This window comes from Litorilinea aerophila (genome assembly GCF_006569185.2).
GTDB lineage: Bacteria > Chloroflexota > Anaerolineae > Caldilineales > Caldilineaceae > Litorilinea > Litorilinea aerophila.
Genome location: NZ_VIGC02000008.1, coordinates 162,988 through 177,882 on the forward strand (window position 1 = coordinate 162,988; position 14,895 = coordinate 177,882).

Here is a 14,895-nt window from a genome sequence, read left to right on the forward strand (position 1 = left end):
ATCCATGCTGACTCTGCTTACTGACCTGGTCCGTCGGACCCGCCAGCACCATGCCATTGAGCACGCCACCATCCATCTGTTGGCGGCCCGCTTTCCCCAGCGCCAGTTCAGCGGCTTCAGCGACCCGGCGGGTTTTACCATCTACGGCGACGTGACCACCTTCGATGTCCAGCGCGCGGTGGGGGACGCCCTTCTGCGGCTGCAGGCGGGCGAGCAGGAGCTGGCCATTCACCCCAACTGTGGCACCAACCTGGCCGCCAGCGGCGTGCTGGTGACCCTGGTGGCCCTGCTGGCCGCGAACAGCCGGCGGGGCCACCTGGAACGTTTCAGCGTGACCCTGAGCCTGGTCCTCCTGACCCTGGCCATCTCCCGTCCTCTGGGCTTCCGGCTTCAGGAATACACCACCCTGGCCAATGTCGCCGACCGCTGGGTGGCCGAGGTGCGCCCGCTCCGCCTGGGCTCCATGCCGGCCCATCGGGTGCTCTTCGATTCGAGATGATCTACCTGCTGCTGGATTGTGACGAGTTTCTGACGGCCCAACGGCTGGCCGAGCTCAAGGCGGCCCTGGGCGACGCGGAAATGGCCGACCTGAACACCACCGTCTTCAGCGGCGGCCAGGCCGGCGCGGCGGAAATCCTGGGGCAGGCCAGCATGATGCCCTTCCTGGCCGAGCGGCGGCTGGTGGTGGCAGAGGGCTACCTGAGCCACCTGGACAAGCGCATGGCGGCCAGCCAGGGAACGGACAGCGCCGCCCACCAGGAGGCCGCCCGCTTTCTGGTGGGCCTGGCCGACCTGCCCGAACAGAGCGACCTGGTCCTGATCGACGGCGGCCTGGACAAGCGCCGCCACCTGTGGCGGGGCTTTACCCTGCCCGCCCAGGACGACCGGCCGGCACGTCCTGTGCCTGGGCTTCAGGCCCTGATTCAGGCCCGGCAGATCCAGCTGGAATCCCAGGGGACGCCGGATCCCCGGGCCCTGCCCGGCTGGATCCAGCAGCGGGCCCGGAGCAAGCAGATTGCCATCGAGCCCCGGGCCGTGCAGATGCTGGCTACCTTCGTGGGCCCCAACCTGCGCCAGCTGGACAACGAGCTGGACAAGCTGGCGTCCTACGCATCCGGGCGCCCGGTCACGCCGGACGACGTGGCCCTGTTGGTCAGCGACGCCAGCGAGGCCATGATCTGGGACCTGACCGACGCCCTCAGCCAGCGGAATCCCCGCCAGGCTGCCCACGCCCTGCAGATGTTGCGCCGCCACGACGCCAATCCGTTCTACCTCCTGACCATGATCGCCCGCCAGTATCGGATCATCCTCAAGGTCAAGGAGGCAGCCGCCCGGGCCGCCGGCCGGCCAGCCAATGAATACGACATCGCCAAACAGGTCGGGGAGAGCCCGTATCCGGTGAAGAAGGCGTTGCAGCAGGCCCGGAGCTATTCCTTCGAGGAGTTGGAGGCCATTTTGAGCCGGCTGTTGGAAGCCGATCACGCCATGAAGACCGGCACCGACCCCGACACCGCCATCGACATCCTGATCGCCGAGTTGACCCAGCGCGCCCGCCCCTGAGCGCCTTCATCTGGCCGCCGGTGTCTGCGCCGGCCGCTTCCATCCCACCATGTTTCTGGCCCACCTCTCCTTAACCCACTTTCGCAACTACCACCGCCTGGAGCTGGATTTCACCCGGCGTCTGACTTTGCTCCAGGGCCACAATGCCCAGGGCAAGACCAACCTGTTGGAGGCCATCTACTTCCTGGCCACCAGCAAGCCGGTCCACGCCCTGGCCGAACGGGAGGTGGTGGACTGGCAGGCCCAGCAGGAACCCATCCCCTTCTGCCGGGTGGCCGCCCGGGTGGAACTCCAGGAGGGCGAACGGCCCCGCAGCCTGGAGCTGGAGATCATCCTGGCCCCCCGGGGGGAGAACGGCCATTTCGCCAAGCAGGTGAAGATCAACGGCGTCAACAGGCGCAGCCTGGACCTGGTGGGGCTCATGCGGGCGGTGCTCTTCCTGCCCGAAGATGTGAAGCTGGTGGATGGCAGCCCCGGCGAGCGCCGCCGTTACCTGGACATCGCCCTCTGCCAGATCGACCCAACCTACTGCCGGGCCCTCTCGGCCTACCAGAAGGTCCTGACCCAACGCAACAGCCTGCTGAAACGGCTGCGGGAAGCCCCGGGAGCTTCCCGGGCGCGCCCCCACGATCCGGCCGTGGAGGCCCAGCTCTCCTTCTGGGATGAAAAGCTGGCCCAGCACGGCAGCTACGTGGTGGCCCGGCGCCACAACTTCATCCTGGCGCTGGAGCAGATCGCCCGTACCCGTCACCACGACCTGACCAATGGCCTGGAGGAGCTGGCCCTCCAGTACGTCCCGGGCTTCAATCCCGGCCACCTCAGCGCCATGGAGTACGAGCTCCTGCGGGCCGGCGGCGAGCCCTCGCCCCAGGAGTGGCAGGCCATCCGGACGCCCCTGGCGCCTCAGGAGGTGGCCACCCACTTCCTGGCCAAGCTGGCCAGCCGCCGCAGCCGGGAGCTGGCCGCCGGCGCCACCCTCTACGGCCCCCACCGGGACGATTTCCGTTTCCTGGCCAACGGTCGGGACCTGCGCACCTACGGCAGCCGGGGCCAGCAGCGGACTGCCGCGCTCTCCCTCAAGCTGGCCGAGGTCCAGGCCATGACCGAGGCCACCGGCGTGGCCCCCCTGCTGCTCCTGGATGACGTCATGAGTGAGTTGGACGCGCGGCGCCGGCGCACCCTGCTCCAGGTGTTGGATGGGGTGGCCCAGGCCATTGTGACCACGACCGACTGGGAGGACTTCACGCCGGAGTTTCGGCGTCAGGCCCAGCTATTGCAGGTGCGGAATGGAACGGTGGAGCCTGCTTCGGCAGGCCCTCAGGAGTTGGAGGAGTGAGAGGCCGGCGGGGAGGAAGGGGCGCCGGTGGATGAAGCCTGACCGCGCCGCCGGAGCGGACGCAAGTCCGTGAAGAGGGCCTGGACGGTGCGTCGCACCCGCACCACGTTGCCGCTGGTGCGGATCACCGGTTCCACCACATTGTCGCTGACGAAGCTGGCCGTCCCCCGGACGGTGTGGATGGTCTCCTGCGCGTCGTCGATGATGGGCCGGATCTCTGTCTGGAGCAGCCTGACCAGCCGCCAGACCTGCCAGACCAGGACCGCAATCAGGGCGCCGATGACGATGCTTTCCACGGCGATGATGATGATGGCGATGTCTCGAATGGTGGCGCTGATCACCAGGGTTTACTCCTTTTCCTTGCGCCCCACCTCCCGGGCGCCTATCAGGGCCAGCCAGGCGCCGATGGAGGCTTCCACCAGGTGAAGCTGGCCGATCTGGAAGAACGAAACCTGGGTCGCCAGGCCCAGGAGCTGCCCCAGGGCAAAGCCCACCCCTGCAGCTACCACATAGAGTAGCAAATCCCGGACACTCCGTCCACCCCAAAGATGAAAGAGGCTGGCATAGCCCAGGGCGATGAGCGCGGCCAGCAGCAGTCCGGGGGGGACCATCAGACCCATGACGCGATGATACCTCCCCCCAGGCAGAGGTCGCCGTCGTAGAAGACCGCCCCCTGGCCGGGCGCGATGTCCCGCAGTGGGTGGTCGAAGTGGACTTCCACATCGCCGTTGGGCTGTGGATACAGGGTGCACTCCGCCGGCCGGGCGCGATAGCGGATCTTGCACTGGGCGCGATAGCCGGGCGCCACCGGTCGGTCCAGGGTCCAGTTGACTTGCCTGGCTACCAATCGGTCCCGCCCCAGTTCGTCCGCCGTGCCCACGATCAGGGCATTGTGGCTGTGGTCCAGCTCCAGGACGTAAAGGGGCTCCTGGGCGCCGGCGATGCCCAGCCCCTTGCGCTGGCCGATGGTGTAGCCGGCCAGGCCCTGGTGCTCGCCCCACACCCGGCCAGCCCGATCCAGGATGGGGCCGGGGCGCATGGTGTCCGCCGCCCAATCCCGCAGGAAGCGGCGGTAGTCGTCATCGGCGACGAAGCAGAGGTCCATGGAGTCGTGCTTGCTGGCAATGGGCAGGCCCCGGGCTGCGGCCATGCGCCGCACCTCGGCCTTGGGGTACTCGCCGATGGGGAAGAGAACGTCCTGCAGTTCCGCCTGGCCCAGCACGCTCAACACGTAGCTCTGGTCCTTCTGTTCGTCCACCGCCTTGAGCAGGTGAACGGTGCCGTCCGGCTGGCGGCGCAGGCGGGCATAGTGGCCCGTGGCCAGGTAGTCCGCGCCCAGGCGCCTGGCGTAGTTCAAGAGGTAGTCGAAGCGGATGTGGCGGTTGCAGGCCAGGCAAGGGTTGGGGGTCAGTCCCTGGCGATAGCCGTCGATGAAGAAGTCCACCACGTGCTGCTTGAAGGGCTGCTCCACGTTGATTAGATAAAAGGGGATGCCCAGCTCGTCGGCCACCCGGCGCGCGTCGTGGACGCTCTCCAGGCTGCAGCACTTATTGGTGGACGCTTCGCCCGCGCCCACTTCCGCCCAGAGGCGCATCATGATGCCGATGCAGTTGTAGCCCTGCTCCACCAGCAGCGCCGCCGCCACGGAACTGTCCACGCCGCCGCTCATGGCGACGACGACGGTGGTATCGGCAGGCGCTTTGGTATGCTTCGTCATGTTCATAGGATGTATTGTACATGAAAACGGTGTTTTTGCAGGAGTTTTGACTACTACACGCTGACTCCCCTGCAAAAAGGGCGTTTTTGAACGCAAAGGCGCAAAGGTGCAAAGGCGCAAAGAAGTGCAGGAGGGAATCACTCGAATCAGCGTTCATCTGCGTGGGTCAGCGTCCTCATTTGATCTTTGTGCAGTAGAGCCACACACTATCTTTGCAGATCCGATCCACAGATTTTACAGTCACCCACGGCGGGCCGGAGACTCGCCCTACATATCCGTGGCGTCCAGTCTGAGCGGATGGCGGCCCCTGGCGCAGGTGAGGTCTCCGGCCGCACGGTGGTGCCCGGAAGGGCACCCATTCCCCCTGTCGCCTCACCCTGCGCCATGCCGGGCCTGGTCCCAGGGGATGGCGCTGACTTCGTCGTGGCGCAGGGCGCGGGTGCCGATCCGGTCGATGCGCATGATGAGGCGGCAGGCAGGATCCGGGCAGACCACCCGGCTGTCGGTCTCCATCCAGTCGGCGGGGTGGTTGCGCCGTTGCTTGGCCGGCAGGAGGGGGATGGCCGCCTGGAGCGCGTAGAGGCAAAAGTCCGCGCCGTCCGGCAAAGAGATCTTGCCGCTGCGCAGGTAGAAGCGATCCCCCTCGGCCATGGCACACGTACAGTGGCCTTCAATCCGCTCCACCACCACGGCCAGGTCATACAACTCGAACTGGTCGTCCGGCTCTGAAAACGCCTTCTCGCTCCCCTGTGGAGTCATCTGTCCACTCGATTCCTGCATCCTCCCCCTCCTTGCTGCAACAGGCGCGGGGCAGCTCCGCCCGCCGACTGGCTCCAGGTTGACATAGGGAGGCTGAAACCCATCCCGGCGCCCCTGCCATGTGGGCCAGGACGGGCCAGCCATGGTAGGATACAGGGTATGCAAAGATGAGCAGCCCGTCAAACAGAGAGGATGCCCTGTGACCCATCTGGACCCTTCCCGGCAGACCATCAGCGTTGCCTTTCAGACTGACAAACCCCTGGCCGCGTACGGCGCGCTGGCGGCCCAGGTGGAAGCCTATGGCTTTGACGGCATCTCCGTCTACAACGACATGCTCTACCAGCCTGCCTGGCTGCCCCTGCTGGAGGTGGCCCGGGCTACTCGACGGGTGCGCATTGGCCCGGCCGCGGTCAACCCCTTCACCTGTCATCCGGTCAACATCGCCGGCCACATCGCCCTGATCGACGAGGCGTCCCAGGGGCGGGCCTACCTGGGACTGGCCCGGGGGAGCTGGCTGGATTTTGTGGGGCTGGAGCCCCGGCGGACGGTGACCGCCCTGCGGGAGGCCTTTGGCTGCATCCGGCACCTGCTCACCCGCTCCACCGAACCCTACGCCGGCCACCTCTTTCCCCTGGCCGGAGGCGACACCCTGCGCTGGCCCATCCTCCGGCCGGATCTCCCCTTCCTCCTGGGCAGTTGGGGCGCCCAGACCATCCGCGCCTGCATCGCCTGGATCCACGAGGTCAAGGTGGGGGGCACGGCCAACCCGGACGTGGTTCCCCACTTCCGGACCGTGATCGACCAGGCTGCCGTGGCCGCCGGCCGGGCCGCCGGAGAGGTGGGCGTGGTCATCGGCTCCGTCACCGTGGTGGATGAGGACGGCCAGGCGGCCCGGGCCCGGGCTCGCCGGGAGGTGGCCCTCTACCTGCCGGTGGTGGCCGACCTGGACCCCACCCTGGAGCTGGATCCCGAGCTCCTGGCCCGGATCCGGGCGGCGGCGGACCGCTATGACTTCGACCAGGCCGCCGGGCTCATTTCTGACGGGCTGTTGGCCCGCTTTGCCTTTGCCGGCACGCCGGAGCAGGTGGCCGCCCAGGCCCGGGCCATCCTGGAGGCCGGCGCCGCCCGGGTAGAATTCGGTACGCCCCACGGCCTGGAGGCCGAGACCGGTCTGCGACTCCTGGGCGAGCGGGTGCTCCCGGCCCTGCGCGGATAGCGCCGGCTTCTCCGCTCCCGGGCGCTTTGCCGGAATTCCGCCCTAACCGCTATAATCAGATTCACCTCGAACCCATCCCCCGGCCTGAACGACCAACCGCCCCGGGCCTCCGCCCGCAACAGATGCAACAACCGCCTATCGCCCAAAGGAGAGAAACGTATGGGTCGAACCAAGCACATTTTCAATAGTTTAAATCGTCGGGACTTTATCCGCCTGGCCGGCCTGGTTGGCGCGGGGACCGCCAGCGGCCTGCTCTGGGGATGCACCGCGCCTGAGGCCGCAACAACCGGCGGTCAGCCCAGCGTGGAGGTGACCGAGAGCCAGGGCCCGTCCGGCCCCCAGGGCGAACTGGTCATCGTCCAGGGGGTGGACGCGGAATCTCTGGACCCGTACGTGACCACCTCCGGGGCCTCCAAGGGCATGGTGTGGTCCATCTACGACAAGTTGCTGGAGCGCTCTCCGGATATGCAGTTGATTCCGTGGCTGGCCACCGAGTGGCAGGTGGTGGATGACACCACCTGGGAATTCAAGCTGCGGGATGAGGTCTACTTCCACAACGGGGAGAAGTTCAGCGCCGAGCACGTGCGGGATTCCATCACCCGCTTCAAAGATCCGAACCTGAAGAACGTCTACGCCGCCCAGCTTGCGCCGGTGGTGGAGGTGGAAGTGGTCGATCCCCTGACCGTGCGCATCAAGACCGACGGCCCCTTTGCCCTGCTGGCCGAAGTCCTCTCCACCTACTGTGAAATATTGCCCAAGGCCATCACCTCGGGCGAGGTGGACGCCGCCACCCAGGCCATTGGCACGGGCCCTTACCGGTTCGTGGAGTGGACCCCCGGCGACCGCATGGTGGTGGAAGCCGCGACCCTGGCAGGGGGGCAGCCCCACTTCAGCGGCCAGCCCCGGCTGCAGCGCATCCTCTGGCGGCCAGTGCCGGAGGGGACGACCCGGGTGGTGGAGCTCAAGACCGGCCAGGCCCACCTGATCACCCCGGTGGATCCGGTGCAGCGGCAGGAGCTGGAGGCCGACCCGGCCACCGGCGTCATTGCCTTCCGCCAGATCAACTCCATCATCGTGGTGCTCAACAGCCTCAAGGTGGAGCCCTTCCAGGACGTGCGAGTGCGCCAGGCCCTCAACTACGCCACCGACGTGCCCACCCTGATCAACACCGTCATGCAGGGCGCGGCCTACCAGCTGGCCGGTCCCTTCGGCCCCGGCATCCCCGGCTACGACCCCGAGCTGGAGCCCTATCCCTACGATCCGGACAAGGCCCGGCAGCTCCTGGCGGAGGCCGGCTACGGCGACGGCTTTGAGTTGACCCTGGTTTCGCCCAACGGCCGCTACCTCAACGACAGGCTGGCCAGCGAGGCCATCGCCGGCATGTGGTCGGAGGTGGGCGTGCAGACCACGGTGCAGGTCATGGACTGGAGCCCTTTCGTGGAGGGGGTGCTGGGCAAGACCCACGACGCCTTCTTCTTCTCCCAGGTGGGCGTGTTGTTGGACGCCACCGTGAGTATCAACTTCCACTCGGGGCGCAAGGGCGCGGCCTGGCAGGGCTACGACAATCCGGAGGTCAACCAGATCATCGACGAAGCGCCCAAGGAGATGGACGCGGAGAAGCGCAACGAGATGTACAAGCGGCTGGGCCGCATCATCTACGAGGAGTGCCCCTGGGTCTTTCTCTGGAACCAGCAGGGGCTCTTTGGCATCCGCAACGAGGTCCAGGGCTGGGAACCCCACCAGGATGGCATCATCCGCCTGGGCGACATTCATCTGGCGGCGTGAGGGTTCTATCCACAGACTCTACCGCAATATAGATCCATGTCCCGATACCTGGTTCAACGGCTCCAACACCTGGCCTGGGTGCTTTTTGCCGTCAGTCTGCTGGTCTTCCTGCTGATTTACCTGTCCGGCGATCCCGCGACCCTGCTGGCCCCCCTGGATGCCAAGCCCGAAGACGTGGCCCGTATCCGGCAGCTCTACGGGCTGGATCAGCCCATCCTGGTCCAGTACTGGCGTTTTCTCGTCCAGGCTGTCCAGGGCGACCTGGGCGAATCCTTCCGCTACCATCAGCCGGCCCTGACCCTGGTGTTGCAGAAGCTCCCGGCCACGGTGCAGCTGGCCCTCTTTTCCCTGGGCCTGACCGTCCTGGTCGGCATCCCCCTGGGGGTGCTGGCCGGGACTCGACCCAACAGCCTGGTGGACTGGATCGCCTCCCTGATCACCTTCGTGGGCATCAGCATCCCGTCGTTCTGGCTGGGCATCCTCCTGATCCTGGCCTTCGCCGACCGGCTGCGCTGGCTGCCTTCCTCCGGCGCGGGCACATGGCGCCACCTGCTCCTGCCGGGCATCACCCTTTCCCTGTACAGCATCGGCCTGGTCTCCCGCCTGGTTCGCTCCACCCTGATCGACGTCCTCCAGCACGACTACATCCGCACGGCCCGGGCCAAAGGACTGGGCGAACGGTTGGTGCTCTATCGCCATGCCCTGCGCAACACCCTCATCCCCACCGTCACCGTGCTGGGGCTACAGTTGGGCGGCCTGTTGGGCGGCTCCGTGGTGGTGGAGTCGGTCTTCGCCTGGCCGGGCGTGGGCTGGCTGATGCTCCAGGGGATCCAGAACCGGGACCTGCCCCTGGTGCGGGCGGTGGTGCTGGTGGTGGGCCTGGCCTTTGTCCTCATCAACCTGACCGTCGACCTGATCTACACCCTCATCGATCCACGGATTCGCCATGAGACGTAACCGCAGACGCCTGGGACGGAGCGCCCAATTCTGGGTGGGGGCCATCGTCTTTGTCGCCGTGGTGGCGGTGGCGGGGTTATCCCACTGGCTCAGCCCCCACGACTACGCGGCCCAGAACCTGACCAAGGCCCTGCTGCCCCCCTTCTGGATGCCCGGCAGCGACCCGGCCTACCCCCTGGGGACCGACCGGCTGGGCCGGGATCTTCTCTCCCGGCTCATGGTCGGCGCCCGAGTCTCCACGGCGGTGGGCGTCTTTTCCGTGTTGCTGGGCGGCACCCTGGGCACCTTAACCGGCCTGGCCGCCGGCTACTTCGGCGGCTGGGTGGATCGCACCATCAGCCGGCTGATCGACATCCAGCTCTCCTTTCCACCGGTCTTCCTGGCCATCGCCATCATGGCTGCCGTCGGCCAGAGCCTGACCAACCTGATCCTGGTGCTGGCCCTGGTCACCTGGGTCCAGTACGCCCGGGTCTGTCGCGGCTCCACCCTGGCGCTGCGGGGGGCGGAGTTTGTACAGGCGGCCCGGGCCATCGGCGCCGGTCATGGGCGCATCCTCCTGCGCCACCTGCTGCCCTCGGTGCTGCCGCCCCTGGCCGTCATCGCCACAGTCAACATGTCCAGCATGATCCTGGCGGAGGCGGCCCTGAGCTTTTTGGGGCTGGGGGTGCAGCCGCCCACGCCAGCATGGGGGAGCATGGTCAGCGAGGCCAGGGCCGTGCAGAGCATCGCCTGGTGGAACGCGGTCTTTCCCGGCCTGGCCATCGTCATCTTCGTGACCAGCGCCAACCTCATGGGCGAGGGCCTGCGCCAGCGCCGGTGAGCGTCGGGAGGGTAACCATTCCCCCCTCATCCCCAGCCCTTCTCCCCCAGCAAAACCGGGGGAGAAGGGAGAAGCGAATCGTTTTGAGTCAACCGCGCGGCCGTGTCCATGGGGCCGCGGCGCCAGATCCGTTCAGGAGAGAACGACCATGCGTACCTTTTTCAACAACTGTCGCCTGGTGGACGGGACCGGGGCCAGGGCGGTGGAGTCGGCCCTGGTGGTGGTCACCGACGACCAGATCACCTGGTGCGGCCCGGCGGATGCAGCCGAGGCGCCCACGCCCGTGGCCGGTGACCGCCAGGTGGATCTGGCGGGGCGGACCCTGTTGCCCGGCCTTTTCAACGTGCACGTACACCTGGCCCTGCGCCTGCCCTTCCCGGAGCAGCGCATCGACCCCTTTGCCCCCGGCTACCGGGCCATGCTCATCTATCGCCGGGCCCTGGAGGCCATCTACAGCGGTACCACCAGCCTCCGGGCCGTGGGCGAGGCCCACTTCATGGACATCGCGGTACGCAACGCCATTAACAAGGGCGTGCTGCCGGGGCCCCGCATCCAGTCGGCCGGCAGCGCCCTCATCGCCACCGGCGGCCACGGCCACAACTCCGTGAGCTGCATCGAGGCCGACGGGGTGGACGGCTTCCGCCGGGCCGCCCGGGAGCAGTTGCGGGCCGGCGCGGACCTGATCAAGATCTGCCTGACCGGCGGCATCGGCACCCCCGGCGAACAGCCCGCCGACAAGCAGATGAGCGACGATGAGGTGGCCGCGGTGGTGGAGGTGGCCCACGGCGCCAACAAACGGGTGGCCTCCCACACCGGCGGTAGCCAGCCGGTCAAGGACGCGGTGCGCCTGGGGGTGGACTGCATCGAACACGGCTACCAGTTCGACGAGGAGGCGGCCCAGATGATGGCCGAGGCCGGTACCTTTCTGGTACCCACCCTCTGCGTCACCCAGGAGCTGGACTACATGCGCCGCCATGGCGTCCAGGAGTGGATGCTCACCAAGGCCCGGGCCGCCGCCGTGGAGCATCTCAACTCCATCCGCCGGGCCGTCGCCGCAGGGGTGACCCTCTGCGTGGGGACGGACCTGTTGCCCAGCGACCCGGTGGACGGGACCGTGGCCACCATCCGAGAGGTGGAGCTGCTGGTGGAGGCCGGCCTCTCGCCCCTGGATGCCCTGCGCGCGGCCACTTTCAACTCGGCCCGGCTCTGTGGCGTGGAGCGGCTGACGGGCACCATTGCGGCGGGCAAGCAGGCAGACCTGATCGTGGTGGACGGCCGGCCCGACGTGGAGATCCGGGATCTGCGCCAGGTGCGCCTGGTGATGAAGGATGGCGCGGTCTTCCGCAACGAGCTGCCCAACCTGGATGCGCCCGGCCTGGCCCTGCCCGGAGTGGAACTGGCCGGGGGCACCTTTGCCCGGGTCTACTGAAATTCGTACAGTCTGCCGGGATTGACTGGCGTTTGGCAAGCGGGCCGTCCCCGTGCAAAATAAAGGGCACAAATGTTGTCCGTTGGGATTTTTGTGAAATAGGAGTTGCCATGGCCAAATCGAAAGCTCACCCAACCGCCCGGAGCCGTCGAGAACGGGCCCGGGCGGAGCGAGCCCGCCGTCGCCGCAACCAGATGCTGCTCCTGTGGGGCAGCGTGGCGCTCTTCGCCGTGATCATCGGCGCGGTCATCGCCCTGAACATCCGCAACAGCCGGCCGGTAGCCGGTGAGGAGACCTTCGCCTCTCAGGGGAACCTCCACATCGCCTTCGGCAGTGTCTCGCCCATCGCCTACAATTCCACCCCGCCCAGCTCCGGTCCCCACTATGAGACCCTGGTGAGCTGGGGCGTCTACACCGAGCCCCAACGCTACGAACACCTGGTCCACAACCTGGAGGACGGCGGCGTGATCGTCTACTATCAGTGTCCCGAAGGCTGTCCGGAGGTGGTGGATGCCCTGCGGGAGATCGTGGACCCGTACATCCAGGCCCGGCGCCACGTGATCATGGTGCCCAACGATCCGTCCTGGACCATCGGCAACAGCCAGCCCCTGCACCAGGACATGGGCGCGCGCATTGCGGTAGTCGCCTGGCAGAAGGTCCTCAAGATGGACGAGGTGGACGCGGAACGGATCCGGGCCTTCATCGAGCGCTATGAGGGCATCGATCATCACGTGGCCGGCATCGGGTAGGGCCGGTTCCAGGCCAGAGCCATGGCAGATTCCGTGATGGTCGAAGTCCGTCGCCTCTCCCTGGAACGGGGCGGCGTTCCCGTGCTGCGGGAGGTCTCCCTCACGGCAGACCGGGGGCAAATCGTGGGGCTGTTGGGGCCCAGCGGCAGCGGCAAGTCGACCCTGTTGCGCTGCATCAACCGCCTGCTGGAGCCGCCGCCCCAGACGGTCTTCGTGGATGGGCGGGATGTGACCCGGGTGGATGTGATTCAACTGCGGCGACAGGTGGGGATGGTCTTCCAGCAGCCGGTGCTCTTCCCCGGCACGGTGGCCGACAACCTGCGCTACGGGCCGGCCCTGCGGGGGGAGTCCCTGGGCGACGCCGAGCTGCGGGCGCTGTTGGAGCAGGCCGACCTGGACCCGGCCCTGGCAGATCGCCCGGCATCGGAGCTATCTGGTGGCCAGGCCCAGCGGGTCGCCCTGGCCCGCACCCTGGCCAACCGCCCCCAGGTGCTGCTCATGGACGAGCCCACCAGTGCGCTGGATCCGGCCTCCCGGCGTCACATCGAGGAACAGGTCCGGCGCAGCAGCCGGAAAGATGGGCTGGCGGTCATCTGGGTGACCCACGACGTGGAACAGGCGGAGCACATCGCCGACTACCTCTACCTGCTGGTGGATGGCCAGATAGTGGACCAGGGCGAACCGGCCCACGTGCTCCATGCCCAGGGCGATCATGAGCATCTGCTCTCCCGCTTCGCCGCGGGGGAGCTGGCCGGCCGGCATTCTTGAAGAACCTGGAGTCCCCTACCATGTTGGACTTTTTCTGGGCCATCGATTTTCCCCGGGTGTTGGCCAGCATTGCCCTGGTGGCCCTGGCTGGCCTGCTGGGCTACTGGCAGCGGGCTGGCCTCGGCCAGGACCTGGTCATGGCCACGGTGCGCTCCTTTGTCCAGCTCATCGCCATTGGCTATGCCCTGGACCTCATCTTCGCCCAGGAGAGCGTGGGCTGGACCCTTTTCCTGATCGTGGTCATGCTGGCCGTGGCGGCGTACACCTCGGCCCAGCGGGGCAGTGGCATCCCCAACACCCTCTTCATCACCTCGGCCAGCATCGGCGTGGGCACCCTCCTGACCATCGGCCTGCTGGTGGCGTTGGGCATCTTTCGTTTTGTTCCCCAGCTCATCATTCCGGTGGCCGGCATGGTCATCGGCAACACCATGACCACCTGTTCCCTGGTCATGGCCCGGCTGCGGGACGACGTGGTGGAGCAGCGTCTCCAGATCGAGACGGCCCTGGCCCTGGGCGCGACCAGCCGCCAGGCCGTCCAGCCTATCCTGCGCCGTTCCATCCGGGCGGCCATGTTGCCGGTGATCGACACCACCAAGACGGTGGGCCTGATCAAGCTGCCGGGCGCCATGACGGGCATGATCCTGGCTGGAGCTTCCCCCCTGGAGGCCGTCCAGCTTCAAATTATTGTCATGTACATGCTGGTGGGCGCAACCGCGTTCACGGCCCTGGCTGCGGCCTTTCTCACGGCCCGGGTCTTCTTCACCCCGGCCCATCAGCTCCGCCTGCCGGCCGCGCTGACCCCAGCCGGGGAGGCGTGAGTTCCTGGCTAGACTACCTGGTTCCGCAGGGGCCTCTCCCCCCGACGGAGCCGCTCCAGGTTTTCCAGCAAGATGTCCAGCAGATTTTCTTCATAGCGGCGGGTCTCGCCTGCGGTGTGGGGCGTGATCAGGACGTTCTCCAGGTCCCAGAAGGGGGAGTCCGCGGGCAACGGCTCATCCCAGAAGTGGTCGATGGCCGCGCCGGCGATGGTGCCGTTGCGGAGCGCATCCAGCAGGGCGGGCTCGTCCACGCAGCCGCCCCGGGCCACGTTGATCAGGTAGGCTGAGGGCTTCATGGCGGCCAGGGCGGCCCTGTCCATCAGCCGGGCCGTCTCTGGGGTCAGCGGGCAGGTGAGGGCCACGAAGTCGGCCTGGGGCAGCAGATCGGCCAGCCGGTCCGGTGGGTGGACTTCGTGGGCAGTCTCCGGCGCTGCGGTGGCCGGGTTGCGCTTGGTGGCCAGGACCCGCATGTCGAAGGCCCGGGCGAGGCGGGCCAGCCGGGAGCCGATCCCGCCCAGCCCCACGATCAGGAGGGTCTTGCCGCCCAGCTCATCCTCTCGCCGGTCCACGTCCGGGATCATGCCCCGCCAGAAGTGGCGGCGCTGGTTGTCCCGGGCGGTGGGGAGGTGGCGGGTGAGGGCCAGGATCAGGGCCATGGCATGTTCACTGACCGCGTTGCGGTTGACGCCCTGGGCACTGGCCAGGTGGATGCCCCGGCGGCGCAGTTCGTCCAGGGGGAACTGGTCGTAGCCTGCGCCGATGGACTGGATGAAGCGGAGGCGGGGCGCCTTCTCCAGGAGCTCGTGGCGCCAGAAGCCCGAGATCACCAGCACATCGGCCTCGCCGATGCGCTCCGCCAGCGCCGATGGAGACCAGACCTGGAAGTGGGGAATGCCGGTCTGGCGCCGGGCGAAGCGGTCGGCCAGTTGATAGGCGGGATGGGCAAAGCAGACGGTGGGCGTTGGGATGGAGTCCATGGGT

The 14,895-nt window shown here is 67.4% G+C and carries 16 protein-coding genes; 11 read left to right on the top strand and 5 right to left on the bottom strand.

From position 1 onward, the window contains the following. Positions 1-4: 4 nt before the first annotated feature. Genes FKZ61_RS08080 through recF form a run of 3 tightly spaced genes read left to right on the top strand, consistent with a single transcriptional unit; the run spans position 5 to position 2,896 of the window. On the top strand, positions 5-499 hold the full coding sequence (locus tag FKZ61_RS08080; protein ID WP_141609573.1) for a DUF6391 domain-containing protein: 495 nt from the start codon (positions 5-7) through the stop codon (positions 497-499). Further along, on the top strand, positions 496-1,560 hold the full coding sequence (holA, locus tag FKZ61_RS08085; protein ID WP_141609574.1) for a DNA polymerase III subunit delta: 1,065 nt from the start codon (positions 496-498) through the stop codon (positions 1,558-1,560). Before FKZ61_RS08080 ends, holA begins: the two co-directional genes overlap by 4 nt. Positions 1,561-1,609: 49 nt before the next feature. After that, on the top strand, positions 1,610-2,896 hold the full coding sequence (gene recF / locus FKZ61_RS08090; protein ID WP_141609575.1) for a DNA replication/repair protein RecF: 1,287 nt from the start codon (positions 1,610-1,612) through the stop codon (positions 2,894-2,896). Here the strand turns inward: recF and FKZ61_RS08095 are convergent. The 4 genes from FKZ61_RS08095 to FKZ61_RS08110 all read right to left on the bottom strand — a co-directional run bounded on the left by FKZ61_RS08095 (position 2,878) and on the right by FKZ61_RS08110 (position 5,393). Further along, positions 2,878-3,237 carry a hypothetical protein gene (locus FKZ61_RS08095; RefSeq protein ID WP_141609576.1) on the bottom strand — a complete coding sequence of 120 codons (360 nt, stop codon included), beginning with the start codon at positions 3,235-3,237 and terminating at the stop codon, positions 2,878-2,880. The genes recF and FKZ61_RS08095 overlap by 19 nt on opposite strands. Before the next feature lie 6 nt (positions 3,238-3,243). Then, positions 3,244-3,516 carry a hypothetical protein gene (locus FKZ61_RS08100; RefSeq protein ID WP_141609577.1) on the bottom strand — a complete coding sequence of 91 codons (273 nt, stop codon included), beginning with the start codon at positions 3,514-3,516 and terminating at the stop codon, positions 3,244-3,246. Continuing rightward, positions 3,507-4,619, bottom strand: a complete 1,113-nt coding sequence (gene mnmA, locus FKZ61_RS08105; RefSeq protein WP_141609578.1) for a tRNA 2-thiouridine(34) synthase MnmA — start codon at positions 4,617-4,619, stop codon at positions 3,507-3,509. The genes FKZ61_RS08100 and mnmA overlap by 10 nt, the downstream gene beginning before the upstream one ends. Positions 4,620-4,985: 366 nt before the next feature. Next, positions 4,986-5,393, bottom strand: a complete 408-nt coding sequence (locus tag FKZ61_RS08110; RefSeq protein ID WP_211358462.1) for a TIGR04076 family protein — start codon at positions 5,391-5,393, stop codon at positions 4,986-4,988. Between the two features lie 178 nt (positions 5,394-5,571). Between FKZ61_RS08110 and FKZ61_RS08115 the strand changes: the two genes are divergently transcribed. The 8 genes from FKZ61_RS08115 to FKZ61_RS08150 all read left to right on the top strand — a co-directional run bounded on the left by FKZ61_RS08115 (position 5,572) and on the right by FKZ61_RS08150 (position 13,914). Beyond that, the gene (locus FKZ61_RS08115) at positions 5,572-6,588 is read left to right on the top strand and encodes an LLM class flavin-dependent oxidoreductase (protein WP_211358463.1); all 1,017 of its coding nucleotides are present in this window, start codon (positions 5,572-5,574) and stop codon (positions 6,586-6,588) included. A 159-nt stretch (positions 6,589-6,747) separates the two neighbouring features. Continuing rightward, positions 6,748-8,373: an ABC transporter substrate-binding protein gene (locus FKZ61_RS08120; RefSeq protein ID WP_141609580.1), complete on the top strand. Its 1,626-nt coding sequence runs from the start codon at positions 6,748-6,750 to the stop codon at positions 8,371-8,373. Positions 8,374-8,409: 36 nt separating this feature from the next. Continuing rightward, positions 8,410-9,330, top strand: coding sequence for an ABC transporter permease (locus FKZ61_RS08125; protein ID WP_141609581.1), 921 nt, complete (start codon positions 8,410-8,412; stop codon positions 9,328-9,330). After that, positions 9,320-10,150 (top strand): ABC transporter permease, encoded by an 831-nt coding sequence (locus FKZ61_RS08130; protein WP_141609582.1) that lies wholly within the window; start codon positions 9,320-9,322, stop codon positions 10,148-10,150. The genes FKZ61_RS08125 and FKZ61_RS08130 overlap by 11 nt, the downstream gene beginning before the upstream one ends. A 148-nt stretch (positions 10,151-10,298) precedes the next feature. Next, complete coding sequence (locus tag FKZ61_RS08135; protein WP_141609583.1) at positions 10,299-11,579, top strand: metal-dependent hydrolase family protein; 1,281 nt, start codon at positions 10,299-10,301, stop codon at positions 11,577-11,579. A 110-nt stretch (positions 11,580-11,689) separates the two neighbouring features. Then, entirely contained in the window at positions 11,690-12,328 is a 639-nt protein-coding gene (locus tag FKZ61_RS08140; protein ID WP_141609584.1) for a DUF3105 domain-containing protein, read from the top strand. A 36-nt stretch (positions 12,329-12,364) separates the two neighbouring features. Continuing rightward, complete coding sequence (locus tag FKZ61_RS08145; protein WP_229964185.1) at positions 12,365-13,096, top strand: ABC transporter ATP-binding protein; 732 nt, start codon at positions 12,365-12,367, stop codon at positions 13,094-13,096. A gap of 20 nt (positions 13,097-13,116) precedes the next feature. Continuing rightward, positions 13,117-13,914 carry an ABC transporter permease gene (locus tag FKZ61_RS08150; RefSeq protein WP_141609586.1) on the top strand — a complete coding sequence of 266 codons (798 nt, stop codon included), beginning with the start codon at positions 13,117-13,119 and terminating at the stop codon, positions 13,912-13,914. Positions 13,915-13,922: 8 nt separating this feature from the next. Here the strand turns inward: FKZ61_RS08150 and FKZ61_RS08155 are convergent, their stop codons facing one another. Further along, positions 13,923-14,891 carry a D-2-hydroxyacid dehydrogenase gene (locus FKZ61_RS08155; RefSeq protein ID WP_141609587.1) on the bottom strand — a complete coding sequence of 323 codons (969 nt, stop codon included), beginning with the start codon at positions 14,889-14,891 and terminating at the stop codon, positions 13,923-13,925. Positions 14,892-14,895 lie beyond the last annotated feature (4 nt).

What these genes read in the sequence shown, in the direction of transcription:
- mnmA (WP_141609578.1), bottom strand. Translation starts at nt 4,619, where the DNA reads ATGAACATGACGAAGCATACCAAAGCGCCTGCCGATACCACCGTCGTC.
- holA (WP_141609574.1), top strand. Translation starts at nt 496, where the DNA reads ATGATCTACCTGCTGCTGGATTGTGACGAGTTTCTGACGGCCCAACGG.
- FKZ61_RS08150 (WP_141609586.1), top strand. Translation starts at nt 13,117, where the DNA reads ATGTTGGACTTTTTCTGGGCCATCGATTTTCCCCGGGTGTTGGCCAGC.
- FKZ61_RS08130 (WP_141609582.1), top strand. Translation starts at nt 9,320, where the DNA reads ATGAGACGTAACCGCAGACGCCTGGGACGGAGCGCCCAATTCTGGGTG.
- FKZ61_RS08100 (WP_141609577.1), bottom strand. Translation starts at nt 3,516, where the DNA reads ATGGGTCTGATGGTCCCCCCCGGACTGCTGCTGGCCGCGCTCATCGCC.
- FKZ61_RS08140 (WP_141609584.1), top strand. Translation starts at nt 11,690, where the DNA reads ATGGCCAAATCGAAAGCTCACCCAACCGCCCGGAGCCGTCGAGAACGG.
- recF (WP_141609575.1), top strand. Translation starts at nt 1,610, where the DNA reads ATGTTTCTGGCCCACCTCTCCTTAACCCACTTTCGCAACTACCACCGC.
- FKZ61_RS08155 (WP_141609587.1), bottom strand. Translation starts at nt 14,891, where the DNA reads ATGGACTCCATCCCAACGCCCACCGTCTGCTTTGCCCATCCCGCCTAT.
- FKZ61_RS08110 (WP_211358462.1), bottom strand. Translation starts at nt 5,393, where the DNA reads ATGCAGGAATCGAGTGGACAGATGACTCCACAGGGGAGCGAGAAGGCG.
- FKZ61_RS08125 (WP_141609581.1), top strand. Translation starts at nt 8,410, where the DNA reads ATGTCCCGATACCTGGTTCAACGGCTCCAACACCTGGCCTGGGTGCTT.
- FKZ61_RS08120 (WP_141609580.1), top strand. Translation starts at nt 6,748, where the DNA reads ATGGGTCGAACCAAGCACATTTTCAATAGTTTAAATCGTCGGGACTTT.
- FKZ61_RS08145 (WP_229964185.1), top strand. Translation starts at nt 12,365, where the DNA reads ATGGTCGAAGTCCGTCGCCTCTCCCTGGAACGGGGCGGCGTTCCCGTG.
- FKZ61_RS08135 (WP_141609583.1), top strand. Translation starts at nt 10,299, where the DNA reads ATGCGTACCTTTTTCAACAACTGTCGCCTGGTGGACGGGACCGGGGCC.
- FKZ61_RS08080 (WP_141609573.1), top strand. Translation starts at nt 5, where the DNA reads ATGCTGACTCTGCTTACTGACCTGGTCCGTCGGACCCGCCAGCACCAT.